Source organism: Thermodesulfobacteriota bacterium (assembly GCA_035559815.1).
In the GTDB taxonomy this organism is placed as follows: Bacteria; Desulfobacterota_D; UBA1144; order Nemesobacterales; family CSP1-2; genus DATMAT01.
Window position 1 is genome coordinate 81,782 of sequence record DATMAT010000020.1, and the last position, 25,763, is coordinate 107,544.

Sequence of the window (25,763 nt, forward strand, 5' to 3'; positions counted from 1 at the left end):
GAGAATGAACATTAAGTATATAAGTAAGGATGACCTAATCTATCCTTCCGAGCTAAAAAGCTATATGGGCGGCCAAGCCCCTCAGTCAATCATTGCCCTGGGCAATCTCGATATTCTTAGGCAAAAAAAATTAGCTTTATTCTGCTCAGTCAAATGCCCGGGCAGCCTGATTCTTAAAACCTATGACCTTGCGCAGTCTTTAAGACAGGCCGGTATTTCGGTCATTGGTGGCTTCCATTCGCCAATCGAGCGCGAATGCCTGAGTATTCTCCTGCGGGGCACCGAGCCTATAGTCATCTGTCCGGCACGGGACATCGAGGGAATGCGAATGCCGAGGCAGTATAAACAACCACTTATGGAAGGACGGCTACTGTTTTTGTCTCCTTTTACTAAAAGTCAGCATCGTGCCACGGTGCAAACGGCGACTTACCGTAATTTGTTCGTGGCCGCGTTAGCTAGTTCCATATTTATTGCCTACGCCGAACCGAATAGTAAAACGGAACAATTTTGCCGTGATGTTTTTACTTGGCAAAAACCGTTATATACATTAGATAATGAGGCAAATAGGAACCTCATCGAACTCGGTGCAAAACCAGTCAGTTTGAATGACATCCATAATTGGATATGAAATTGAGGGCGACCGGCTGGTCGCCCCTACATAAAGATGTGATAGCAATTATATCCTGAATTTGATCGCCAGCTTCTTCACATCCTCAAGGCTCGTTTCTTCCTCGGTGCTTTTCCTCATATCCCTTACTTTTACCTTACCCCGACGGAGTTCTTCTTCCCCGATGATTATGGCGTATTTAACCCCAAGCTTGTCGGCCCGTTTGAGCTGGCTCTTTAGGCTTTTATCTTCGTAATCCATTTCCGTGAACACACCGTTTTTCCTGAGTTCATAAGCCAGTATTGAGGATTCTTTTTTAGCCTGGTTTCCCAAGTAAGCTATGAAAACATCCGCCTCTTTCCGAAATCCTTCCGGGAACTTTTTTTCATGAAGGAGTATTATTCTCTCCATGCCCACGGCAAATCCTATGGCTGGGGTAGAGGGCCCTTCCAGTTCTTCGACCAGTCGGTCGTACCTTCCCCCTGCTCCTACCGCATTTTGAGCGCCGAGCTCATCGGTCGTCACCTCAAAGACGGTTCTGGTGTAATAATCAAGCCCTCGCACTATGCGCGGGTTCAAGACATAGGGAGTGCCTATGATAGAGAGCGTTTCTCTTACCGATTCGAAATGCTCTCGGCATTCACTGCATAAATTATCGAGCATGACCGGCGCATGTTGAGAAATCTCCTTGCAGTTTTCATTCTTGCAGTCGAGGATGCGGAGCGGATTCACGTGGAGCCTTCTCTGGCAGTCCGGGCAAAGCTCGTTTCTCCGGGGCATGAAGTATTCAACCAGCTTTTGTTTGTATGAAGGCCGGCAGTTTTCATCGCCAAGCGAGCTAATTTCAAGCCTAAGGAAATCGCTTATGCCGATGGATTCGAAGAACCGCCAGAGCATGGTTATTATCTCAGCGTCGGCAATAGGTTCTTTCGAGCCGAAAAGCTCGGCCCCAACCTGATAGAATCCTCTATATCGTCCCTTCTGCGGACGCTCATGCCTAAACATCATGCCGGTATAGTAAAGCTTGGTGATGGGGGATTGGGCATACATGGAATGTTCTATGAAGGCCCTTACCACTCCGGCCGTGCCTTCGGGACGAAGCGTGATCGAAGAGCCATCGCGGTCCTTAAACGTGTACATCTCCTTCTCCACTATGTCGCTCGTGGTTCCCAGGCTTCTGGCGAAGATTTCGGTGAATTCCACTACCGGCGTTCTTATCTCCGAAAAGCCGTATAGCTCGAATATGGTCCTGGCTCTTTCCTCGACATGGTGCCACCTTTTGACCTTATCTGGAAGAACATCATTAAAACCCCGGATTGAGTGTGTTTTCATCGCTCGTTTAAATTTGTTCTGGTAACTTAGAAAGGTTAAATTATACTTTACAATTTGGTTATCTGTAAATTTAATTCGGTTCGGCTAGAGGTTATATGTCAGTTTTACACGTTCTCTGGAGACACAGAATTTATTGGTGTTCTGAAGAGGTGAAAGGTATTGAAAGTGGTCTATGTAGGTAGCCCTCCGCTCTTTACCAGGGGTGCGAGTGCTATCCACGTGATGAAGATGTGCCAAGCGATGTCCAGGCTGGGCGTTGAAGTGGAGTTGGTGATTCCTTCTTTTAATAGTAATCAGAACCCCTTTGAGTACTACAACGTCGAACCAAATTTCAGGCTGACTACCCTTCCTTCCTTCAAATATAATACTACGGCCAGACACATCGCCCACGGGGCGGTGAGTGCCGTATACACCAGGTTTAAGAGAAAGGAGCTCGACCTGGTTATCACCAGGAACATGTTTTACGCCTATCTTGCCGCCAATTCTTTTAATATCCCTACCATTTATGACGCTCATCATCCGCCTGTGGACAGAGTCGCTCACCTCGTTTTTAAATCCTTCAAGGACTCGGATAATCTGCTCCGATTTTCAACTAACTCCCAGGGGTTGGGAGATATTTATCTTTCTTTAGGGCTTAAGCAAGAAAAGCTGGTGGTTGCGCACAACGGCGTGGATTTAGAAGAATTCGAGCCTATCTTGTCAAAGGAGGAGGCAAGAAAACAAGTAGGACTTCCGATCGAGAAGAAGATCGTATGCTACTGCGGAAATACATACAGCGGTAGAGGGATTGAGCTTCTGATAGAAGCATCAGTAAAGCTTAAAGATGTGCTTTTTCTCGTAGTGGGAGGTCTTGAAAGCGATAACGATCGATATAGAAGCATTGCTCAAAGCAAGAGGGCGGAGAACTTCTCATTGGTTGGTTTTGTCCCACACAAGAGTGTCAATTTATACCTTTCATCTGCCGACGTGCTGGTTATGCCTTACACATCCATTATGACCATCAGGGATGGGACTACTGCGATGCAGTTTACCTCACCCATAAAGCTATTTGAATACATGGCCTCGTGTCGTCCAATAGTGGCTACAGCGCTTCCTTCCGTAAAAGAGATACTGGTTGACGGAAGTAATGGCCTTCTCGCAGAGCCTGATAGCCTGGATTCACTGGTGGATTCTATTAAAAGGGTATTGGAGAACACAGTTCTTGCCGAAAAGCTGGCCATGCGGGCCCGGTTCGATGTAAAAAAGTACACCTGGGAAGAAAGGGTCAAAAAAATACTAAACGGTTTATATGGTCTTTAAATCATTTCACTTTTCGTGTATCTTTTCCTCTCTATTTTTCATCTATACCAGAAAATTCTGAACAATTGATCAAAAGCGCGTATTTTAGCCACGGATATGCAAACTTGGGGGAGGAGCAGATAAATAAGCTAGAGTTCAATTACCGTAGTCTTTTCTCGGCTTGAGTTTACTTTAGATGATTGGAAAATGAGAAATCGCTTTATGGACAAGCGTAGGAGGAATTTCTTTATCCCGGCTCTTTTCTGTCTGGTGTTTATCTGCGGCGATATTAGTAAAGCTGGGGATTTGGAAGGCTATTTGAAACCTTTCAATACCCCTAAATATGCACTTAGCGATGGATATGACCAGGCCAGGGATGACGAAGTTCTCTCGCCGAGAGAGACTGAATTAAAAGGACTGGGAGTAAAAGAATTTTTAGTCGATATAGGACTGAGTTATACCATCTGGTGGGCAGGTAGGCTCTACTATGTGCGGTTTAAGAATGACCGGATATTCGATACTTCCTTCTCGGAATGGATAGATAACATAACCCAATGGCCGGAAGTGGAAGACGGCGATGGCTTCGTGACCAATTACATATATCATCCCTACTTTGGCGCCCTTTATTACCTCTTTTATAGACATAGGGGACATAGCATCTGGGCCTCTGCCCTCGGTTCGGCCATTATGAGTACACTTTGGGAATATACCGTGGAGGGCCTCGTAGAAACGCCGTCTTTGCCCGATTTAATTGCTACTCCTGGCATAGGAATTCCACTCGGAATTATGATGGAAAACTTATCGGAATGGCTTCTAGAAAGGGATAATGTACCGGCAAAGATAGCGGGATATGTAATCGATCCCCTAGGAATGTTCATGAGAGGCAGGAAAATAGGTATATTGAATCCTTTGACCGGGACTTTCGAATTTCAAGGACCATTAACTATGACCGCAAATAAGGCCAAGGCATTTCAATTCTCCTATCCGTTTTATCTTGAGTCGCCCATGCCGCTGGGAAGGGTAGGTTTTGACTTCGAAGTTGTAGATTTGAAGGAACAATTGGGGGGTCAATATATATTTTATTCTATAAGACTTGATTTTAATTCTTCTAACAATAGTTATGGTTTTTACATAAGGGGTCCATACGCTGGTGTGAATAATACAGAGGGAGCAGACGACGGGTTTGAGTTTTCGAATATGGTGTTTGGTGGCAAATTCGTGTTGATGGATTATCAAAATTTTATTTTATCCGGCGGGGTTGATTTAACAGCTCCGACAGCGTTCAAGGATAACGTAAATAGACTAAAAACAATAAATAGCAATTATAGAAGAGACTTTCCACTATATTTGCAAAGTGCAACGACCATAACTCCATACATTTCAACAGGGATGAGAAAAAAGCGTTTAAGCCTTATTAGCAACCTGGGCATAGATTTAGTTTTAAATGCGGATAAACTAGAAGGCGATGATTTTGAGGCAAGGATAGAATACGGAACGGCAATTGGAGTAACCATTCCCCTGCTTACCCATCCAACCTTGTTTTGTGAATTTACGGGATATACGTTTTTATCTCCATACAAGCTGGAAAAAACGGATATATTTGTGACGCCGGGTTTGAGGCTAGGGAAGCGGTTCAGTCCGGGTTTTGGAGTACAAATTCCATTAACTGGTTCCGATGCGGATGTCGCCAATGTCAGTTTTATTGTTGACTTTCAGCTTAGATTCTAAATTTCAACTGCCGGATGAGCTACTTACCCTGCAGTTTGTTGGTGAACCTCTCTATGGGGATTGCCGCCATGGTCATAAGCTGAACCGTCCCTCTTGAGCCTAAGTCAATCGAAACCCTGGAGATGGTCTCGTTATCCGGGGCTTCTACGATGTTTACGAAGTCGTAAGGGCCCAGTACGGCATATTGGGCAATTACCTTAACCCCGCTTTTTTCCAACTCCTTGTTTACTTCTTTAATCCTCTCCGGCCTCATTTTTACCGTTTTTCTCCCCTCGTCGGTTAAGGTGCTGAGCATTATGTATCTGGCCATAATATCTCCTCCTTTTAGACCTGAACTTAGCTAGAAATGATGATATTACTAGCCCTTGGCTTTTGCAAGGGATTTTTTTATCAAGTTGTTTAATGTTTGGATGGTCTTATAACAAACCAATTTGTTAATTCCCCGGCGGCTGAGAGACAGGATTGGGGGCCACTATATTATTCAGTCTCTATCCCTTTAAAATGCTATGCGGCATGACTTCCGTGCTGCCTGGTGTAAACCGGACACGGAGCATTTTGGTTTGACTTTTTAACTCACAAGGGTATATTCTCACTTTTTAATGAGTAATTATCACAATATAGAGAAGGAGAGGGAGATTGAAAGTCCTGGGGAGACATCTTTTGGTCGAATACCATGGGTGTGACCCTGAAATATTGAATGACTTGGAGAGGGTTAAAAAGTTTATGCTCGAAGCGGCCTCGGAGAGCGGTGCTACCGTGTTAGATGCCTCCTTCCATTATTTTACGCCGCAAGGAGTGAGTGGTGTGGTGGTCATAGCAGAGTCTCATCTGGCAATTCATACCTGGCCGGAATACGGCTATGCGGCGGTAGACATATTCACTTGCGGCAATGCTGTTGACCCGTGGAAGGCGTTTCATTATCTCAGGTCAACACTGGGTTCCAAAGAAACCAGCGTGAATGAGATAGTAAGGGGTGAGCTCTCTCATCTCCAGAGCCGGGCGAGTCGTGTCTCCATGTAGCTATGGATGACTGGTTATTCCTAAAAATTATTCGTGCCGTACCAGAAGGGATGCTTTTCCTGGCGGTTAAAAACCGCAAGATGGTCTCCAAGATGGGTCTTCGGATGCACTAAGATTTAGTGTAAAACTACTGCTCCAGCTTATAACCATATCTGAATCCCCAAATTTGTATTAAGGGCTGAGGTTAAGCCAAGTATGTGAAAGCAGGTCCGGAAGGAGGTAAAATCTTACTCTTCGCTTCACTCTCTATTTACGAGGGATAGGAATAGATGAAAAAGCCTAAAGGGCTTTCTTAATTACCCTTTCTATCTCGCTCTTGGGAACAGCTCCTATAATCTGTTCTAGTGCTTTTCCATCCTTGAATAAAATAAGGGTAGGAATACTTCTGATCCCAAATTTCATGGTGATTTCTGGGTTGTCGTCGACGTTCAGTTTAGCCACCTTGAGCCGCCCGCTGTAGGAACTGGCAATTTCTTCAACAACGGGAGCAATCATTCTGCACGGGCCGCACCAAGGGGCCCAAAAATCAACCAAAACAGGCTTATCGCTTTTCAAAACTTCGTTCTCAAAGGTTGAGTCCTTTAATTCTACCGTGTCTGCACTGGCCATTCCAAAGTCTCCTTGAAAAAGTTTGTACATTATTATAGCTGAAATTGAAACTGCCGTTCAAGGGACTGGCCGGTGTTAACTTATATAGTAGAATAGGAGCACCCTGCAGCTTGCCCCTAAGGTGCCAAATCCACTAGAATTATCAAGAGTTGTCAGGCTACTTGTAACTTTTGTTTTTTTAGCTATCATAACTTCCCCCAGGAGGGTAAAGGCTTAAAATTGTTTTTGCCCCAATCAAGACCAACAAGCCGATTAAATACACGAGCTAAATTCTGGGTTTACTTTTCCCGGCAATGCTATCATCTTGCCATTTATTATATCCAACCCAAGAAGTAGTGTGTTCTTTCTTACTCTCTGACAATATGAAGTAATAAGATAAAATCGATAAAGACAGAAGAAAAAAGGAGGAAAAAATATGGAGTTCGGTCACATACTACTCGTGCTTGTTCTGGCTATAAGCGTGATTTCACTGGCTTATGCTGGATATCTGGCGAAGTTTGTCCTCGGTAATGACATGGGGACATCAGCAATGCAGGAAATAAGTAACGCTATCAAAGAGGGGGCCGAGGCTTTTCTCAAGAGACAGTACTCCACGATCATAATGCTGAGCATTGCCCTTGCCGTTCTCATTTTCGTGCTCTACTGGTTTGCCAAGGGCGACCATGACCTGGCTTGGCGAACCACGGTTGCCTTTCTTTTCGGAGCCGGATGCTCTGCACTTGCCGGTTATATCGGGATGTGGATCTCAATAAGGTCGAATATCCGCACGGCCAGCGCCGTGAGGTCGAGCCTGGACCGGGCCCTCAAAATATCGTTACGGGGCGGAGCAGTCTCCGGAATTACCATAGTAGCGATGAGTCTTCTGGGGGTAGGAATTCTGTTTGTCCTATACGGGGGTTCGGCAGATGACCCGGAGGTGGTGAAGAGGGTTCCATTTCTAATAGTCGGTTACGGGTTTGGAGCGAGTTTTGTTGCACTTTTCGCCCAGCTTGGCGGCGGAATTTACACCAAGGCCGCCGACGTCGGGGCAGACCTAGTGGGAAAGGTAGAAGCGGGAATCCCCGAAGACGACCCCAGGAATCCGGCAGTAATTGCCGACTTGGTGGGTGATAACGTCGGTGACTGTGCCGGCCGTGGCGCTGATTTATTTGAGTCAACGGCGGCAGAAAACATCGGAGCGATGATCCTTGGGGTGGCCCTTTTTCCTCACTTCGGCATCAAAGGAATCCTTTTCCCTTTAGTGGCTCGTGCATTTGGCCTAATCGCCAGCATGGTGGGAATAAGCATGGTCGGGTTGAAAGATGACAAGGAGGACCCAATGTCTGCCCTCAATCGCGGATACTATGTTGCTTGTATATTGGCAGCTATAGGGTTTTATGTAGCTACGTATTTACTCTTGAATAACAACCTCTGGTTGTTCGCTGCCGGGGTGATAGGAATTGTGACCAGTATTGTCTTCGTCTATATCACTCAATACTACACCGAGTACAGGTATCGCCCGGTGAAGTTCATCGCTGAAGCGTCTCAAACCGGACCGGCCACGAACATCATAGCCGGTCTGGCAGTAGGGCTTGAGTGTACTGCGCTTCCAGTGCTGGCTATCTCTGCCGCGTTGGTCGGAGCGTTTTACTGTGGCGTTTACGGCCTTAAGGAGTTTACCGATATTTCAACGACCGGAGCAGGGCTTTACGGCACTGCAATCGCCACCATGGGTATGCTGGGGACGGCGGCATACATCCTGGCCATGGATACATTCGGGCCGATTACCGACAACGCCGGGGGCATAGTGGAAATGAGCAAGCAGCCCGAAGAGGTCAGGAACAAGACGGACAGACTTGATGCCGTGGGCAACACCACCAAGGCTCTTACCAAGGGATACGCAATAGGGTCTGCGGCGCTGGCGGCTTTTCTGCTCTTTTCTGCTTATCTGGATGAGGTGACGCATCTAACCGGAAAAGCCTTTCACACCGTAGATATAGCTAAGGTCGAGGTATTCGTGGGTGGTTTACTGGGGGCGATGCTCGTATTTTTATTCAGCGCCCTGGCCATAAGGGCGGTGGCTCGGGCGGCGTATTACGTGATAAGCGACGTGCGGGCCCAATTTGAGGAGAATCCGGGTATCCTTCAGGGAACTTCAAAACCAAACTATGCCCGGTGTGTGGACATAGTTACAAAAGGCGCGCTAAAAGAGATGGTTCCGCCGGGAATTCTGGCCGTCGGTATGCCTATCGTGGTGGGAATCATATTCAAGCAATTTGGTCTAGGTGCAGAGAGCGTAGCAGCGCTTCTCATGGTGGGAACAATCGGGGGCATCCTGGTTGCAACTATGATGAATAATGGCGGCGGTGCTTGGGATAACGCCAAGAAATATATAGAGACAGGCATGTACGGGGGTAAGAGGTCAGAAACTCATAAGGCCGCCGTGGTGGGCGACACGGTGGGCGACCCATTCAAGGACACCGCCGGCCCGTCAATCCACGTCCTTATAAAGCTTCTCTCCACAATTACTTTAGTACTTGCGCCGCTGTTTATTTAGCAGAAATAGGTAGGGGCGGGTCTTGCCCCCGCCCTATTATTTTGTGTCCTTATTGTTTGGGTGTCCTTGCAATTGTCTGCTTGAGAACAGGCTATAAGGGAAAGCGTGTTTATCGTAGGGGTGAATCTTGTGTTCATTCATCAATAAGGAATAAGGACTAGGACGAATACAATTGCGGACACGGTGTCGTAGATATGGCATGAACTATTCTTTTATCTCCACTCCACTTGCCTCCATTATAGTCCCCCTGGCCCGCTCAAGCCGTGCCAGGGCAATGTTATAACTGGCGATAGCCCTTATCAGCTCTGTCCTAGCATTTACCAAGTCCCTTTGTGCTTCAATCACGTCCCTGGTTGTTCCAATTCCCACATTAAGCCTCTCTTCCTCGTTTCTAACCACCTCGTTGCGAAGCTCTACCGTCGTCCTGGCCGCCTCTATGCTTCTCAAGCTATTTTCGATTTCCCTTACGGCATTTCTCACATCCAGCGTGACGTCGTCGGTAACCTTCTTATAGCTTATAACGCTTTTATCTAAGTTGGCCGAGGCTTTGACGTAGTTGCCTTTGGCTGTCCAGTTAAAAATGGGGAGGCTAAAGACCCCTAGAATCTGCCAGGTCGGAAATTCGCCGTCAAACAAATTTCTGAACGCGTCCCCAGGCTGGTCAAATTGAGGCGGTATGGGCTCGGGCTCTTCCTCAAAACTCAGGCGGTTTGGGTTTTCATCTCCGCCTAATCCCTGGAGGTTTATCGTTCCTTGAACGGAGAGGCTTGGAAGTCTCTGGTTTGAGAAAAACCTCTTTTCCGTCTCCTTGTTTTCAATATCCAGTTTTGCCTGTTCTATCTCCGGTCTTTTTTCTAATGCTTCTTCCAGAACCTCAACCTCATTATAAGACCTGACTACATCGGTGGGCTCATCGGTAAGGGAAATTTGCTGGGTTAGTGGTATTACCAAGATATTTTTTAGTCTGTCCTCTACTGCTCTGAGTGTATTTTCGGCGCTGATGACGTCCACTTCTCTATTCGCCACCTCAGATTTGGCTTCGGTAACCGCTACCGGCGGAAGAACACCCACTTCCACCTGGATCTCGTTTCTTCTTAGCAAATCCTTTGCCAATTCTAATGCAGTCCTCTGATTTTCCAGGTCCTGGCGTGCGGCTACGACTAACCAGTAAGCCTCTTCGACCCTGAGCAGGGTATCTGAGACGGTTACCTCTAGCTGTTTTACCGATATTTCGTTCGATCTTCTAGCTACGGTTAAAGGGGCAAGGTTTACGTCGAGTCCAAAGTTTCGGAGGAGCTCCTGTCCGATGCTGAAGCTGAGACTGGTGAACCAGCTAGGGCTTAAGTCCTCGATCGGTGAGTCTGTTTTGGTCCTGCTTAGGGAAAAGTTGAGAATGTTGTAGAATGTCCCAGTCGGAAGAGTTCCTATGATTCCACTCTCCGCGACGAATTCGTTTTCGTTAATAACGCCGCTTTCAATAAAGGTGCTGGTTGTGGGTATCTTAGCATCTGTATAAGACGAACTAAGGTTCAGGACCGGGTCAAATGCACCTTTCTGTGTGGTTATTTCTCCGGCGGAAATCTCTACATTCTTTTTCTCAATCTGTATGTCACGGTTATTTTCTAAAGCCATTCTTTTAGCATCTTGAAGCGAGAGATTGAGTGCGTCCTGACTTCCTAACAACGAGAGAAGGATCAGAAATATGGTTTCGGTCATGTAGCTTTTCCTCCTTCCGGTGTGAGAATTGCTAAATTTATATCAAAGCGGAGCTTTTTCCTAGATTGAGTTTGATTATCAAAGGCTGATTTCCTTGACATTCTGCATGGCAGGTGGTAATTTCCTAAGTAAGTGATTACTTACTATATAAGATTACCGAGATAAAAAAAATGTCAACAGAAAAGATAAAAATAAGCACCAGGCACAAGATTCTGGAGACGGCGATCCGGCTTTTTTCGGAAAGGGGTTTTAACGGAACCACGACGAAAGAGATAGCGGAAGAGGCTGGCGTTAATGAGGCCCTCATATTTCGTTATTTTTCTACGAAGAGGGACCTTTATGGAGCAATAATCGAGAGAAAGATCGAGGAAGAACCGGGCATCGAGTTGCATATCGAGGCTTACAGGGGTACAAAGGACGATTGGCTCATCTTCAAAACTATCGCCCTCAGGATGTTCGATTGTGTGGAAAAGGACCCCACTTTCATGCGCCTACTTTACTTCAGTGCGCTGGAGGGCCATGAGTTGTCCGACATGTTTTTTGATACCTATGTGGAATATATAACAATGGTTCTTACCGACTACATCGAAGAGAGAATCTCTGAAGGAGCATTCAAGAAGTTAAATCCTCTTCTTGCTGCCCGGGCGTTTATGGGTATGGTTTCCAATTACATAGTGGGACAGGAACTCTTTGGGGAAAAGAGACGAAGACAGCCGGAGAAAGAGGAAGTGGCTGAAACTTTCGTGAAAATCTTTCTCGACGGAATAAAAAGCGTTTGAGGGTGAGGTTAAATTTATGCCGGGCGAGGATGACTTTGTCGGGATTGTAACCGGCCAGAAAGGGCTGTGAAATGACAAGGAACGAGATGTTTTGTTCTCCAGCGACGTTATTTTTATCGATATTTTGGTGCTCAGTTTTGTTATGGGCGTGTTCAAACGGGCAAACTCGCCCCCCTGAAAATTCAGACCAGTCGGGAAATAGGGGAAATGCGGTACCAGTTACTATAGCCACCGCCGCTCAAAAAGATATTCCCTTAAAACTGCGAATAATTGGCAATGTAGAAGCTTACTCCACCGTGGAAATCAAACCGCAGGTGGAAGGAAAGTTGGCACGTGCTTATTTCAAAGAGGGTAACGATGTCAAAGAAGGAGATCTTCTCTTCACGATTGACCCTCGCCCCTTTGAAGCGGAGCTAAGGCAGGCACAGGCCAACCTGGCAAGGGACATAGCCCAGATGAAAGAAGCGGAATCGGATGTAAATCGTTACAGGGAGTTATTCAAAAAAGGGATAGTCTCGGAGCGGGAATACGAACAGAGCCGCACCAACCTTGAGACCCTACGGTCAACAGTCAAGGCCAGCCAGGCCACCGTAGAAAATGCGAAGCTCCGACTGGAGTATTCCTATATTCGTTCACCTATTAGCGGACGCTTGGGAAGGCTCATGGTCAACCCGGGTAATATTGTCGAAGCCAACCAGACAACTCTGGTGGTAATAAACCAAATTAAGCCTGTATACGTAACCTTTTCCGTCCCGGAACAGAAGTTGTTAGAAATCAGAAAACACATGGCGTCGGGTGGGAAATTGAGGGTCGAGGCGGCGATTCCCACAGACCTGAATAATCCGGTTAGTGGCGAACTCACATTTTTGAACAACGAGGTAGATTCTACGACCGGGACTATAATGCTGAAGGCGTTATTCCCCAACGAAAGTGAGCTTCTTTGGCCGGGCAAATTCGTCAACGTGGCGTTGACAATCACCACTTTAAAAGATGCAGTCGTGATTCCATCACGGGCAGTGCAAACGGGCCAAGATGGCGAATTTGTTTTTGTAGTCAAGCCGGACCTAACTGTGGAATCTAGGCCAGTTGTCGTAGGTAGCAGATTGGATCAGGATGTGGTGATTTCGGAGGGGCTTGAGCCTGAGGAGAAAGTGGTTACGACCGGACAGCTTGAGCTCGTTCCCGGTGTCAAAGTTGAGATTAAGAACAGTGTTGAGGGCAGCAATCAAGACAATTCTGGATTAACCAATCGAAAGGGCAGTATTTGAAAATTAAGCGGGAAATATGCCCATGAATATTTCTGGCCCCTTTATTCGCCGACCAGTTATGACGACGCTCGTCATGATGGGAATATTGCTTTTCGGCATTGCTGGGTACAGGCTACTTCCTATAAATGACCTCCCAAATGTTGACTTCCCGACCATTGTAGTATCCGCCAACCTATCAGGTGCCAGTCCCGAAACAATGGCTTCCTCTGTTGCTACCCCGCTAGAGCGGCAGTTTTCTGCCATCGAGGGTATAGATAACATGACCTCTGTAAATTCCCTAGGGTCCACTCAGATTACGCTGCAATTCGACCTGGACCGGGATATTGATGCGGCTGCTCAAGATGTTCAGACGGCGATATCCCGCGCCGTTCGCCTTCTTCCCCCTGGTATGCCGGAACCTCCTAGCTATAGAAAGGTAAATCCTGCCGACCAGCCTATTCTCTACCTCGCGCTGACCTCTAGGACACTTCCTATCTGGGAGCTCAACGAGTATGCGGATACCATCGTGGGCCAGCGTATTTCTACGGTCAGAGGAGTGGCGCAGGTCCGGATTTTCGGGGCGCAGAAATACGCCGTGCGTATACAGCTAAATCCCGATGCCCTGGCCAGCAGGGGCATTGCAATCGATGAAGTGGGGGAGGCACTACGGGAGGCGAATGTGAACCTCCCTACAGGCACGCTGTCCGGGCCTAACAAGGCATTCACCATTTTGACTACTGGTCAACTGTATAGAGCCGATGCTTACCGTGATATTATCGTAGCTTACCGCAACGGTTCACCTGTGCGACTGGAGGAGCTGGGAAAGGTTATTGACAGTGTCGAGGATGACGAGACCATTGCCACCTACATAGATAAGGACGGTAGTAGACGGGCGGTGCTTCTGGCTGTACAGCGTCAGCCGGGAACCAACACCGTTGCCGTGGCAGACGCTGTTAAAGAACTCCTGCCCACACTCAAATCGTACCTGCCTTCCTCTGTTGAGTTGCATATGCGATATGACCGCTCCCAGTCGATACGCGAGTCAATTGGCGAGGTCAAATTCACCATGATGTTAACCCTCGGCCTGGTAGTCATGGTCATATTTCTTTTTGTACGTAATCTCTCCGCTACCGTTATTCCCAGCTTAGCGCTTCCTATGTCCATAATAGGCACCTTTGCAGTTATGTATACACTCGGCTACAGTCTCAACAATCTCTCCATGATGGCGTTGATTCTGGCTATCGGGTTTGTGGTGGACGACGCTATCGTGATGCTCGAGAATATAGTTCGTCACATGGAGATGGGAAAGAAACCCCTCCAGGCAGCGCTAGCTGGTTCCAGGGAGATCGGCTTTACCATAGTTTCTATGGCTATTTCACTTGCGGCGGTGTTTATTCCTGTTCTTTTCATGGACGGGGTAGTTGGCCGGCTCTTCAATGAATTCGCCGTGACCATCTGCGTGGCTATTTTGATCTCCGGTTTTGTCTCCCTGACTCTGACGCCGATGCTTTGCAGTCGTTTCATACGCCCACCGGCCGAGGAGAGACACGGACGCTTTTATGGGATTACCGAGCGCTTTTTTGACGGTATGTTCAGTGCCTATAAGTGGAGCTTAAGCCGGGTTCTCGAGCACCGCTTGGCCACAATGGCAATAAACGGTGTCATCTTAATTGTTACAGTGTACTTTTTTATCGTCGTACCGAAAGGATTCATTCCTAACGAGGACCAAGGCTCCATCTTGACAATTACCGAATCCCCGCCTGGAACCTCTTATGAACAGATGGCGAAGCTACAACAAGCGGCGGTTGACGTTGTTAGAGAAAACCCGCACATCAGGAATTTCTTCTCGACCGTGGGCGGCTCTAGCGGTAATGCCAATCAGGGTCGCATGTTTTTGTACTTGAACCCACTTTCAGAGCGTCCGAGTTCAGAGGAGGTAATCGGGCAGTTACGGCCTAGACTGGCCGAGATTCCCGGAATAAAGGTCTTTATGCAGGACCCTCCTGAGATTCGAATAGGAGGGCAACTGACAAAAAGCTCTTATCAGTTCACGCTTCAAAGCTTGAATATCGAGGAGCTCTATAAATTTGCTCCGGTCCTAGAAGCCAGGCTACGCGACCTCCCGGAGTTAGACGACGTAACAAGCGACCTCCAGAACCGGAATCCACAGATAAACGTGGTGATCCAGCGGGATAAGGCCTCTGCACACGGAGTGACTGCGGAACAGGTGGCCACGGCACTCAATAACGCCTATGGGAATCAATGGGTATCGACCATTTACGCTCCTGAAGACCAGTACCGTGTAATCATGGAGTTGGAGCCGGAGTACCAGATGGACCCGGAGGCGTTATCTCGGCTTTATGTAAGCTCATCCAATGAGCACCTTGTTCCATTGGATGCGGTGGCGACGATAACCGAGAACCTCGGCCCGCAGACAATAAACCACTACGGGCAGTTTCCGGCGGTTACCATTTCTTTTAATATAAAAAAGGGGGTATCTCTGGGAGAGGCGGTGCAAAAGGTCAATGACGTTGCTCGCCAGGTATTGCCGGCCACTATAAGCACTTCATTCCAAGGTGTGGCCAAGGAATTTCAAGCGTCTTTTCAGGGGCTCTGGCTTCTCCTCATTTTCTCCATACTGGTTATTTATATGATTCTGGGCATCCTGTACGAGAGCTTCGTTCATCCGCTTACCATCCTCTCCGGTCTTCCCTCTGCCGGTTTTGGCGCTTTGCTTACCCTCCTCTTGTTTGGCATCGATTTGGATGTTTATTCCTTTGTAGGCCTGATCATGCTCATAGGGATAGTGAAGAAAAACGCCATAATGCAGATTGATTTTGCACTGGAAACCCAGAGGAAGGAAGGAAAAAGCCCAATGGAAGCGATATACCAGGGATGTCTGGTAAGGTTTCGTCCCATTATGATGACCACGATGGCTGCTCTATTCGGTGCTTTGCCGCTTGCATTAAGCCACGGAGCCGGAGCAGAATCCCGCCGTTCATTGGGTATAGCTGTGGTGGGGGGGTTGGTCTTTTCACAGCTTGTCACTCTTTACCTTACCCCAGTGTTTTATACATACATGGATTCAATTCAGGGGAGAATGGGTAAGTTCTCTCTGTCTCGATTAATATCGCGGATTCGGGGAAAAACTACTGGAGAAACTTTGGTTCCACGTTAGCTTAATTTCGTAATAGGGTGAGAACGCATAGAAATCAAAAGTGTTATTCAAAAAGTTAAATGATGTGGAATTATTATGAAGCTCTTCGGTCGAATCTTTTGGTTATTCTCCAGCCGTATCTAATTTTTTAGGGGTAGAAATGCGGTTTAAAAGAATTGCTTTCCTTCTCTCATTAGCCTTTAGCGTATTCGGACTGCTTTCAGATGATAAGCTTTGGACCCAGGAGCCGCCGGCGCCAGTAGTGGTATCAAAAGTAGTAGAGCAAAGACTCCAAAAGCCGGTTAGACTGGTGGGGGCGGTCGAACCGAGCAAGAGAAGCTTAGTGGCTAGCGAGATAGCTGGGCTTGTAGAAAGCTTTCCGGTGAAAGAGGGTGACTATGTTAAAAAGGGTGATGTACTTGCAGAGTTCGAGACTGAGCCTCTTATGATCAGGCTACGCGAGGCCAAAGCGGCAAAAAACGAGGCCTTGGCCCGTTTTGAACTCGCTCGTAAAAATTATGCCCGTTTCAAAGAACTTCGCCAAAAAGGCGTAGCTTCAGAGCAACAACTTCAGGATATGGAATCGGAGAGAAATGCCTGGTCAGCGCAGGTGGCTCAACTAGAGGCTCAGATAGACCGGTACGAGTACGACCTTTCCAAGTCTAGGATTGTGGCACCTTTTAACGGATATGTGATTAGGGAATACACCGAGATAGGGCAATGGATTGCCGAGGGTGGACCGGTAGTCGAACTAATTGATATGGACACGGTTGAGATTAAAGTCGATGTTCCGGAGCGCTATGTTAGCCAGATCAAGTTAAAAGACGGCGTGAAGGTGAACTTCGATGCCCTTCCCCAGTTGGAGGTAGAAGGACAGGTGACTTCGATTGTTCCACAGGCGGCTCAGGGAGCCCGTACTTTTCCGGTTAAAGTGGTCGTGGATAACAAAAACCATGTTATAAAGAGCGGAATGGTTGCCCGGGTTTCCTTTCTGATTGGGGAACCGTCACTGGTGAAGCTTGTTCCCAAGGACGCTATCGTGGAGAATGGCAACGATAGACTTCTTTATGTCGTGAATAACGGAACAGCAGAACCAATGCCCGTAACTACCGGTATGGCATATAAAAACCTGATAGAGGTCATAGGCCCGGTTCAAACCGGTCAACTTGTGGTAATTCGCGGGAATGAGAGACTGAGACCCGGCCAGCCGGTAAATATAATTAACCAAGACAGCGTGCCGGAGAAAAAGGGATGAAAGCACATGATCAAGGATGAAAGATGCAAGTTAAATCGTGATCATGCATCGTATTGATCCTGCTAATTTGAATTAATCGTTAGTCATGTAAGGTCGAGGGCCAAGGGCAATGAAGCTAGTCGACACATCAATCAAAAAACCGGTAAGCGTAGCGGTTGGTGTGATATTTGTGGTCATGTTTGGGGTCATCTCCCTTTACAAAATACCCGTCCAGCTCACGCCCGATGTCGAAAAACCTACTATCACTGTTGACACCACCTGGGAGGGAGGCAGCCCGCAGGAGGTGGAAACCGAGGTCGTACGGAAGCAGGAAGACGAGTTAAAGACGGTCGAGGGCCTGGTCCAGATGACCAGTGAAAGCCAGGATGGGAGAGGGACTATCGTCCTAGAATTCCTGGTGGGAACTGACCTCGATGCTGCACTGGTGAATGTATCGAATAAATTAAACCAGGTGAGGGAATATCCGGCAGAGGCCGACCGGCCGGTAATAAGCAGTACGGATGTACGGGGAAGCGCTATGGCCTGGTTCATTCTTAAGCCGCTACCCAGCAATAACGTTGACATCAACCATTTTCACGACTTTGCAGAGGATTATATAAAACCTAGGTTTGAGCGGGTTCCCGGGGTCGGCTCCTCAAACGTATTCGGCGGACGGGAACGAGAGATGCAGGTAATTGTCGACCCTGATGCCCTTGCCGCACGGAATATCACCATGCTAGAGATGGCCAGGGCAATTGACCAGGAAAATGATAACTATAGCGGCGGGGATTTCGATGAAGGAAAACGCAGATACGTCGTCCGGACCATAGGAGAATACAAATCTCCGGAGGATATCGAGGACGTGGTCATCACCCGAAAAAACGGAGCGCCTGTTTACATAAGGGACGTGGCCAGGGTCAGATTGGGATACAAAGACGAGGAGTACGCTGTCCGTCAAAACGGTGAGCCGGCTATTGCCATTAATGCGATTAAGGAAAGCGGGGCTAATTCTATAGAGGTCATGGCCGGGCTCAAAGAAGCTATGGATGAGCTTAACCGGGGAATCTTGAAAGACCGCGGTATTACCTTGTACAACGTATACAATGAAACGGGATACATTATAAGTGCAATAGACCTGGTAAAGCATAACCTGGTAATAGGAGGATGCTTGGCTATTGCGGTCCTTTTACTCTTCCTGCGAAGCGGAAGCAGCACTCTGATCATCGCCACCGCCATCCCGATCAGTGTCATCGGAACCTTTGTGATGATGGCGCTCCTGGGCAGGACCATAAACGTTATAAGCCTGGCCGGAATGAGCTTCGCCGTAGGAATGGTCGTGGATAACTCCATAGTCGTCTTGGAGAATATTTACCGCCACATGCAGATGGGAAAATCACGTCTCAGGGCGGCGTATGATGGAACAGTAGAGGTTTGGGGCGCAGTTCTGGCAAGCACTCTCACCACTGCAGCGGTGTTTCTTCCGGTCATATTCATCGAGGAACAGGCCGGTCAGCTCTTTCGAGATATTGCCATTGCCATAAGCGTTTCCGTAATATTAAGCCTTATCGTTTCTATCACGGTAATTCCGGCCATTTCTGCCAAGATATTGAAGATTGCCCGGGGGAAAGAGGGTAAATCGTTATCAAACCTTTGGGGTTATGTCGACTTCGCCCAAGTATTTGCAGACAGAGTGACGAACCTGGTTCGCCGCATCATGGCCGACCCAAAGCTTCGTATGGGGGTAGTTTGTGGGTTTACGTTTGGCGCTTTTCTTCTTAGCTGGGTTATGATGCCCAAGACCGAATACCTGCCCGAGGGAAATCGTAATCTTATCTTCGGCATACTTCTTCCTCCTCCCGGATATAACATCCAGGAATTCACTGATATAGGTGAGCAAATTGAGAAGGACTTGAGACCTTATTGGGAAGCAAAAGCAGGTTCTCCCGAGGCGGCAAAACTAGATGCTCCTCCTATAGAGAACTTTTTCTACGTGGCCCGGGGACGTCAGGTATTCATGGGTGCCGTCGCCCAGGAGCCGGACAAGGTTCGTGAGCTGATTCCGTTGATGCAGCGAACTCTCAGCAAAATTCCGGGCATGATTGCGGTCGTCACTCAGTCCAGTCTTTTCCAGAGGGGATTGGGCGAGGGACGCTCCATCAACATCCAGATCACCGGTCCCGAGCTGGAAAAACTCGTGGACATCGGGCAAAAGGCCTTTTTTGGCGTAATGCAAAAAATACCCGGCAGTCAAGCCAGGCCCATTCCCAGCCTTGACCTGGGGAGCCCAGAGGTGCAGGTTGTGACCGATAGAGTAAGGGCATCGGATGTAGGCTTAACCAACGAGGAGCTGGGATTCACGGTTAACGCCCTGGTAGACGGTGCACAGGTGAGCGATTATCTGGTCGAAGGGGATGAGATTGACCTAGTGCTTCGTGGAGAGGATATATATTCGAGCCGAACCCAAGATATCGAAGACCTTATGATTAATACACCTAGCGGTGAGATGGTAACCGTCGGCTCGGTGGCGGATGTTGTGGTAACCACTGGTCCTGAGCAGATAAATCACTACGAACGCCAGAGGACGATTGCTATTCAGGTAATACCTCCCGACGAAATGCCGCTCGAATCGGCGATTGAAACAATCGAGAGAGAGATCATAACACCGCTTCGCCAGGCTGGTGAGCTGGGCGGGTCTTATAACGTCATCCTCACCGGGACGGCAGACGACCTGACCGTTACCCGGCAAGCACTCCAGTGGAATTTCCTCCTGGCTGCGGCAATTTGTTTTCTCCTGATGTCTTCTCTCTTTGAGAGTTTCCTTTATCCTTTTGTCATTATGTTCAGTGTTCCGCTCGCCGCGCTGGGCGGCTTTCTCGGGCTGGCTATCTTGAACCTCTTTATTTATCAGGCGCTCGATGTTCTTACCATGCTCGGGTTTGTGATATTGATTGGAGTTGTGGTGAACAACGCAATCTTGATCGTACATCAGGCCCTCAACAACATACGTGAGGAGGGAATGGAATTAAAAGATGCCGTGGCTGAGTCGGTAAAAACCCGTGTCCGGCCGATTTTTATGACCACGACCACAAGCGTCTTTGGTATGCTTCCTCTGGTTTTGTTCCCCGGCTCCGGTTCGGAGTTGTATAGAGGATTGGGAAGCGTCGTAGTCGGAGGGCTCGTGGTTTCTACCCTCTTCACCCTCTTTCTGGTACCGGCGGTGTTTGGGATTGTTTGGGATGCCAAGGAAAATGCCGCCAACAACTGGACGAGGCTTCGCCACACCCTCGGTCAATTGCCGTCAAAGCTGATGTCGCTCTTTTAGGTTTCTCGGGCGGATACGCATCCGTTCGTCCTGTCGTAGCTATATCTAAATCATTGCCCTGTCTGATACAGAAGGGGTTCCCTCTTTTGTCAGAAAAGGGCTTCGATGGCCTTTTCGATGGAACCCACACCGACCAAGGAAATGTTGTTATCCTGCGGTTTAAATCTCTCAAAATTTATTGTGGGAAGAATACACTTCTTGAATCCCAATTTTTCGGCTTCCTTTATTCTCAACTCAGCTTGAGAAACACAGCGGATTTCCCCGGAAAGACCGACTTCCCCAAAAACAACCACGTCTGATTGAACCGGCTTGTTGAGAAAGCTCGACGTAACCGCCATGCTGATACCCAGGTCTATTGCCGGCTCTTCAACCCTGACCCCACCGGCAACGTTCATGAAGATATCCTGGCTGAGAATATGAAGCCCTGCTCTTTTTTCGAGCACCGCCACCAGAAGGGAGACTCGGTTATAGTCGAGCCCGATGGTGGTCCTCCTGGGCACGCCGAAGTTACACGGGGAGACCAGGGCCTGAATCTCTACCAGTATCGGCCTTGTACCCTCGAGGCTGGGAGTAACGACGGAGCCGGAGGCCCCCAAGGGCCGTTCGGAGAGAAAGATCTCCGAGGGGTTTTTTACCTCCTGGAGTCCGCTCTCATTCATCTCAAAGACGCCTATTTCGTTCGTTGAGCCGAACCTGTTCTTCACCGCTCTTAGAATTCTGTAAGGATGCTCCCGTCCGCCCTCGAAGTAAAGAACGGTATCTACCAGGTGTTCAAGAACCTTGGGACCGGCTATGGTTCCTTCCTTGGTGACATGGCCTACCAGAAAAACTGCGGTGCCGTTTGCTTTTGAGTATTGCATGAGCTTGGCCGTGCACTCCCTAATCTGTCCAACGCTTCCCGGAGCAGAGGGGAAATCCCCCGTATAGGTCGTCTGTATGGAATCGACCACCACTACGACTGGAGAAAGTTTTTCTAATTGTTCTATGATATTCTCGACCAAGGTTTCCGAGAATACAAAGAGCTTGTCTGAGCCTATTCCAATTCGCTCTGCTCTCATTTTTACCTGGTCTGGAGATTCTTCTCCGGTAACGTAGAGGACATTCATGTTGGATATGCCTATGTTATTCAACATCTGAAGGGCCAGGGTCGATTTTCCAATTCCGGGGTCGCCACCCACCAAGACGACTGAGCCAGGAACGAATCCGCCGCCCAGAACCCTATCCAGCTCGCCAATCTTTGTTTTGATTCTTTCCTCTTTTCCGCTTTCTATACGAGTGATGGAGAGTGGCGAAGAACCCCGAAGTTCTTTCATCCGGGGGGTTCTTTGCTTTTCTATCTTTTCTTCCACGTAAGAATTCCATTCGTCACAGGCGGGACACTTTCCCAGCCATCTGGGAGACGAGTTCCCGCAGTTCTGACAGACGAATTGATATTGTGACTTGGATTTTTTCATTGGGAATTAGATCATCTTAGGAAAAAAGTTATACATTCAAATCCTCTTCTTTTTTACCTAAATTTCCTCTGCCATCGCAGGTAAATCCATTAGTTAAGTTGTTTAGAGCTATATTATCCGCTCATACTGAGCCAGTCGGAGTATGAACCTGTAATCATGTGAATAGGAAACCAGGCGCGTCCTTGGACCGGGCTCAGGACGATCGGTTTGGTTTAAGTTGATAACACAGTAATTACTACTCCTCTCCCTCCTCATTGTTCTCCTTCCCCTTTCCGGCTCTTTGCCTGGCAAGCTTTTTGAATTCCTCCGTAAACTCCTTGAGGCGCTTGTTGACAAGATAGTTCACCGTACCCTTCTTGAATTCTCCGTTAGGGCCCTTTTCCCCGGCCTCCATACCGGTCAGGGCCTCTATGGCCTGGTCCACAGTTTCTACCGGGTAAATATGAAACCGGCCTCCTCTTATTGCCTCGACAACCTCGCCCTTTAACATCAGGTCATTTACGTTTTGGTGGGGGATTATTACTCCCTGCTCCCCGGTCAGGCCCTTGGCCTTGCAAGCATAGTAAAACCCCTCCACTTTTTCGTTTACGCCTCCAATAGGTTGTATCTGTCCCTTCTGGTTTACCGACCCGGTAACTGCGAAATTTTGTTTGATCGGGACGCTGGATAGGCTTGATAGAATTGCTACAAGCTCGGCGACGGATGCGCTGTCGCCGTCGATCATCTCGTAACTCTGCTCGAAACCGAGGCTCGCCGAAAGGCTTAAGGGTTTATTCTGGGCGTACTTAGCTCCCAAATATCCACTCAGTATGAGAACACCTTTGTCGTGGATATTGCCGCTCAACCGGGCCTTCCTTTCGATATTGACAACCCCTTCACTCCCTAGGAACGTCTCGCAGGTGATTCGGGAAGGCTTCCCAAACACGTAATCTCCTAAGTTGTAAACGGCGAGTCCGTTAATTTGCCCCACGGTCTCACCCTTGGTGTCTACCAGTATCATTCCCTTTTCGATCATCTCTCTTATCTTTTCCTCGACCATGTTTGATCGATAGATTTTTTCCTCGATTGCTTTCTCTATGTGCTCCCGAGTCACGTATCCAGCGTTTCCATCCATGCCTGCCCAGTAATCGGCTTCCCTGGCGATCTTGGCTATGGCCCCAAATTGAACCGATAACTTGTTTTGATTGCCGGCCATCCTGGAGCAGTGCTCTATTAAGGCTTCGACGCCGCTCCGGTCAAAGTGCCTTATACCCTCGTTATCGCAGAAGGACTTGATATAGCAGGCGTACTTGTAAAGGAGTTCATCCGACCTCTCCACCACCGTATCGAAATCGGCTTTTACCTTGAATAGCTTTCGGAAGTCCTCGTCGTAGGCGTAAAGTATCTGGTAAATATAGGGGTTGCCGGTGACTATGACCTTGAGGTTTAATTTTATGGGTTCCGGTCTGATGCCGACCGTAGTCATGAGGCCATATTGTTGGTAGACGTCTTCTATTCTCAGCTCCTCGTTCTCCAATACTTTTTTGAGAGAGTCCCAGACAAATGGATATTTAAGAATATCTATTGCCTCGACTACCAGATAACCGCCGTTCGCCTTGGCCAGCGAACCCGGTTGAATCATGGTAAAATCGGTTACCAGTACACCAAACCTTACCTCTCTTTCTATGGAGCCGAACAGGTTGGTATAGGTGGGATGGGTCTCGAAAATTACGGGAGCCCCCTCAGAGCCGGAATTGTCTATGAAAACGTTGACTTGATACTCGGTAAAAGTGGGTTTGGGCTGAGGAGGGGTTGGAAAGGGAAGGGTGGGCCCTCCTTCGGCGACCTTATCCGGCAAAAAGTTATCGATGTGCTCGAGTATGTGCCTCTGCATCATGTCCAGGTAATCGATTACCGAGGGATAGTTGTTGTATTTTTCCCTGACGCTCTCTAGTAGGTCCCTCACCGCAAAAAGGGCTACCTTTTTCTCCAGTTCCTTCAGTTTTTCCATGGCATCCTTCTCTAGCTTTCTGATTCTCTTGAAAACCTCGGCTACCTCTTCATCTATCTTCTCTTTTCTCTTTCTTATCTCCTCCTTGTGAAATTCGTCAAGGTTGGCGTAATTTTCTTGGGTAATTGGTTTCCCGTGGAAAAGGGGAATGGTTATTATCCCGGTCGGCGTGTACTGTATCTGCATCTCTTCTTCGGTGGCTTTTTTTTGAAGCTCTTCAAACAACATACCCTTTTGCTTCTGTGACTCGTTCATAATCCGCTGCTTCTCTTCTTCATACTCCTTGCTCTCGAAGGCCTTCGGTATATCCACCTTGAGCATCTCTAGAAGGCCTTCCATATCCTTCTTGAATACCCTTCCCATACCGGTGGGAAAGCTGACGGCCTTGGGTTCGTTAGGATTATTAAAGTTATAGACGAAACACCAATCGGGAGGGGCGGGCTTGGTCTTGGCGACCTTGGATAATATAGTTCTTATAGCGCTAGTCTTGCCGACGCCTAGGGGACCGGCAAGATAAAGATTATATCCTCTATGCTCCATCCCCAGGCCGAAATGTATAGCCTTGACCGCTCTTTCCTGGCCGATAAATTCCTCGCAGACCCCGAGTTCCTCTGTCGTCTTGAATCCGTAAGCACTTAGGTCGCAGCGCCGGTAAACCTCATTAGCGGAAAGCTCTCTGACTTTTTTCATGCGCATACCCCTCAAAATTTATATCTTCATTTTTGCACACGACTCTGGCTTTTGCAAGCTGAACCGCTGGTCGAATTTCCTCGAGGAGAAATTAAATCCGAGATTCCTTGTGGTTAGTATGTTTTGGTATATATTGACACGGCAAATTTTTTACACAATAGTAGTAACTAACACAAGACCCACACCAGGAGGAGGAAAACACAATGAAGGTAATAAAGCTTAGTAGTAGAGCTGTTTCAGTTGTATTGCTGGCTACTTTTATCGGTCTGGGAGGACTTAAAGCGGCCTATTCTGAGGACCTGCCTGCACCTCAGCTTGTGACCGATGCTTGGATGCTAATTATTGGGTTCGAGGCGGATCCGGAAGCGCTCAAGGCCATTCTTCCGCCAGGGCTCGAACTCAATCCCAGCAACATGGTGGTTATGAACATGTACACGGTTCCGGATGCGTCCCAAACCTCCGGGTTTGGGGCATACACGCTCACCTATCTTACGGTGCAGTTGAAGGACCAAGACTCATATATCATGGGTTCTGAGACAGGAGAGCCGGGCAGGTATTTTGCCTTCTATTTCAACAGCTCCCAGTTGATGCGGGATTTCACTACTAAAGTGGGAATCCCTGCCCAGGAGGGGATGACCAAGCAAACAAAGGAAGATGGGAAGCTGACATCGGTGCTGGAGGTGGGAGGAAAACCGTTTATAGTAGCGACGGCGGATGTGGGCGAAGACTTCCAGCCCGCAGCAGGAGGGCATCTCAATTACTTCGGGTTGAAGAAGTCAGAAATGGACGGCAAAGAGATGACTCGAATCATGAAATACCCGATTCCTTTTGTTGTGAGAACCGTGAAGACCGAGAATACCAAGGTTGAATTTACGAAGAATATACCCGCGGACCATCCACTCAACAAAATTAAACCCAAGAAGATTGTATGGGGATCTTACATGAAAGGCAGTTTTGTGTATCCCCAGGCAGTAGTTCTCAAGGAATGGGAAACTACTGCCAAGAAGTAAAAATCGAGTCAATTCAAATTGGTTTGTAGGGGCAATTAGTTTCGCTGAATTGCC

General features: G+C 48.0%; 17 protein-coding genes. 11 read left to right on the forward strand and 6 right to left on the reverse strand.

All coding sequences use genetic code 11. The features are described 5' to 3' along the window. The first annotated feature begins 4 nt into the window (after positions 1-4). Complete coding sequence (locus tag VNN20_04955) at positions 5-628, forward strand: DNA-processing protein DprA (GenBank protein HWP91527.1); 624 nt, start codon at positions 5-7, stop codon at positions 626-628. Positions 629-676: 48 nt separating this feature from the next. Here VNN20_04955 and hisS read toward each other — a convergent pair whose 3' ends face one another. Beyond that, positions 677-1,939: a histidine--tRNA ligase gene (gene hisS, locus VNN20_04960; GenBank protein HWP91528.1), complete on the reverse strand. Its 1,263-nt coding sequence runs from the start codon at positions 1,937-1,939 to the stop codon at positions 677-679. A 165-nt stretch (positions 1,940-2,104) separates the two neighbouring features. Between hisS and VNN20_04965 the strand changes: the two genes are divergently transcribed. Both VNN20_04965 and VNN20_04970 read left to right on the forward strand, forming a co-directional pair. Next, positions 2,105-3,238 (forward strand): glycosyltransferase family 4 protein, encoded by a 1,134-nt coding sequence (locus VNN20_04965; protein ID HWP91529.1) that lies wholly within the window; start codon positions 2,105-2,107, stop codon positions 3,236-3,238. Positions 3,239-3,439: 201 nt separating this feature from the next. Next, a complete protein-coding gene (locus VNN20_04970; protein ID HWP91530.1) occupies positions 3,440-4,945 on the forward strand; it encodes a DUF3943 domain-containing protein in 1,506 nt (501 codons plus the stop codon). A 19-nt stretch (positions 4,946-4,964) separates the two neighbouring features. Here the strand turns inward: VNN20_04970 and VNN20_04975 are convergent, their stop codons facing one another. After that, positions 4,965-5,255, reverse strand: coding sequence for a GYD domain-containing protein (locus tag VNN20_04975; protein ID HWP91531.1), 291 nt, complete (start codon positions 5,253-5,255; stop codon positions 4,965-4,967). 326 nt (positions 5,256-5,581) lie between these two features. Between VNN20_04975 and speD the strand changes: the two genes are divergently transcribed. Beyond that, on the forward strand, positions 5,582-5,965 hold the full coding sequence (speD, locus tag VNN20_04980; GenBank protein ID HWP91532.1) for an adenosylmethionine decarboxylase: 384 nt from the start codon (positions 5,582-5,584) through the stop codon (positions 5,963-5,965). A 279-nt stretch (positions 5,966-6,244) separates the two neighbouring features. Here the strand turns inward: speD and trxA are convergent, their stop codons facing one another. Then, on the reverse strand, positions 6,245-6,574 hold the full coding sequence (trxA, locus tag VNN20_04985; GenBank protein ID HWP91533.1) for a thioredoxin: 330 nt from the start codon (positions 6,572-6,574) through the stop codon (positions 6,245-6,247). Between the two features lie 415 nt (positions 6,575-6,989). Here trxA and VNN20_04990 point away from each other — a divergent pair, with 415 nt between their 5' ends. Beyond that, entirely contained in the window at positions 6,990-9,110 is a 2,121-nt protein-coding gene (locus VNN20_04990; protein HWP91534.1) for a sodium-translocating pyrophosphatase, read from the forward strand. 204 nt (positions 9,111-9,314) lie between these two features. Here the strand turns inward: VNN20_04990 and VNN20_04995 are convergent, their stop codons facing one another. Then, positions 9,315-10,826, reverse strand: a complete 1,512-nt coding sequence (locus VNN20_04995; GenBank protein ID HWP91535.1) for a TolC family protein — start codon at positions 10,824-10,826, stop codon at positions 9,315-9,317. Positions 10,827-10,996: 170 nt separating this feature from the next. Between VNN20_04995 and VNN20_05000 the strand changes: the two genes are divergently transcribed. The 5 genes from VNN20_05000 (at position 10,997) to VNN20_05020 (ending at position 20,565) form a co-directional block, all read left to right on the forward strand. After that, positions 10,997-11,605: a TetR/AcrR family transcriptional regulator gene (locus tag VNN20_05000; protein ID HWP91536.1), complete on the forward strand. Its 609-nt coding sequence runs from the start codon at positions 10,997-10,999 to the stop codon at positions 11,603-11,605. 137 nt (positions 11,606-11,742) lie between these two features. Continuing rightward, positions 11,743-12,873: an efflux RND transporter periplasmic adaptor subunit gene (locus tag VNN20_05005; protein ID HWP91537.1), complete on the forward strand. Its 1,131-nt coding sequence runs from the start codon at positions 11,743-11,745 to the stop codon at positions 12,871-12,873. Between the two features lie 22 nt (positions 12,874-12,895). Beyond that, positions 12,896-16,030: an efflux RND transporter permease subunit gene (locus VNN20_05010; protein HWP91538.1), complete on the forward strand. Its 3,135-nt coding sequence runs from the start codon at positions 12,896-12,898 to the stop codon at positions 16,028-16,030. 139 nt (positions 16,031-16,169) lie between these two features. Next, positions 16,170-17,264, forward strand: a complete 1,095-nt coding sequence (locus VNN20_05015) for an efflux RND transporter periplasmic adaptor subunit (protein ID HWP91539.1) — start codon at positions 16,170-16,172, stop codon at positions 17,262-17,264. A 109-nt stretch (positions 17,265-17,373) separates the two neighbouring features. Then, entirely contained in the window at positions 17,374-20,565 is a 3,192-nt protein-coding gene (locus VNN20_05020) for an efflux RND transporter permease subunit (protein ID HWP91540.1), read from the forward strand. Between the two features lie 89 nt (positions 20,566-20,654). On the opposite strand, the gene radA is transcribed toward VNN20_05020, so the two are convergent. Both radA and VNN20_05030 read right to left on the reverse strand, forming a co-directional pair. Next, a complete protein-coding gene (gene radA, locus VNN20_05025; GenBank protein ID HWP91541.1) occupies positions 20,655-22,019 on the reverse strand; it encodes a DNA repair protein RadA in 1,365 nt (454 codons plus the stop codon). Positions 22,020-22,254: 235 nt separating this feature from the next. Continuing rightward, positions 22,255-24,699, reverse strand: a complete 2,445-nt coding sequence (locus tag VNN20_05030; GenBank protein ID HWP91542.1) for an ATP-binding protein — start codon at positions 24,697-24,699, stop codon at positions 22,255-22,257. Positions 24,700-24,902: 203 nt separating this feature from the next. Here VNN20_05030 and VNN20_05035 point away from each other — a divergent pair, with 203 nt between their 5' ends. Next, positions 24,903-25,709 (forward strand): acetoacetate decarboxylase family protein, encoded by an 807-nt coding sequence (locus VNN20_05035; GenBank protein ID HWP91543.1) that lies wholly within the window; start codon positions 24,903-24,905, stop codon positions 25,707-25,709. Positions 25,710-25,763: the final 54 nt, after the last annotated feature.

What these genes read in the sequence shown, in the direction of transcription:
- VNN20_04955 (HWP91527.1), top strand. Translation starts at nt 5, where the DNA reads ATGAACATTAAGTATATAAGTAAGGATGACCTAATCTATCCTTCCGAG.
- hisS (HWP91528.1), bottom strand. Translation starts at nt 1,939, where the DNA reads ATGAAAACACACTCAATCCGGGGTTTTAATGATGTTCTTCCAGATAAG.
- VNN20_04970 (HWP91530.1), top strand. Translation starts at nt 3,440, where the DNA reads ATGGACAAGCGTAGGAGGAATTTCTTTATCCCGGCTCTTTTCTGTCTG.
- VNN20_04975 (HWP91531.1), bottom strand. Translation starts at nt 5,255, where the DNA reads ATGGCCAGATACATAATGCTCAGCACCTTAACCGACGAGGGGAGAAAA.
- trxA (HWP91533.1), bottom strand. Translation starts at nt 6,574, where the DNA reads ATGGCCAGTGCAGACACGGTAGAATTAAAGGACTCAACCTTTGAGAAC.
- VNN20_04990 (HWP91534.1), top strand. Translation starts at nt 6,990, where the DNA reads ATGGAGTTCGGTCACATACTACTCGTGCTTGTTCTGGCTATAAGCGTG.
- VNN20_04995 (HWP91535.1), bottom strand. Translation starts at nt 10,826, where the DNA reads ATGACCGAAACCATATTTCTGATCCTTCTCTCGTTGTTAGGAAGTCAG.
- VNN20_05000 (HWP91536.1), top strand. Translation starts at nt 10,997, where the DNA reads ATGTCAACAGAAAAGATAAAAATAAGCACCAGGCACAAGATTCTGGAG.
- VNN20_05010 (HWP91538.1), top strand. Translation starts at nt 12,896, where the DNA reads ATGAATATTTCTGGCCCCTTTATTCGCCGACCAGTTATGACGACGCTC.
- VNN20_05015 (HWP91539.1), top strand. Translation starts at nt 16,170, where the DNA reads ATGCGGTTTAAAAGAATTGCTTTCCTTCTCTCATTAGCCTTTAGCGTA.
- VNN20_05020 (HWP91540.1), top strand. Translation starts at nt 17,374, where the DNA reads ATGAAGCTAGTCGACACATCAATCAAAAAACCGGTAAGCGTAGCGGTT.
- radA (HWP91541.1), bottom strand. Translation starts at nt 22,019, where the DNA reads ATGAAAAAATCCAAGTCACAATATCAATTCGTCTGTCAGAACTGCGGG.
- VNN20_05030 (HWP91542.1), bottom strand. Translation starts at nt 24,699, where the DNA reads ATGAAAAAAGTCAGAGAGCTTTCCGCTAATGAGGTTTACCGGCGCTGC.
- VNN20_05035 (HWP91543.1), top strand. Translation starts at nt 24,903, where the DNA reads ATGAAGGTAATAAAGCTTAGTAGTAGAGCTGTTTCAGTTGTATTGCTG.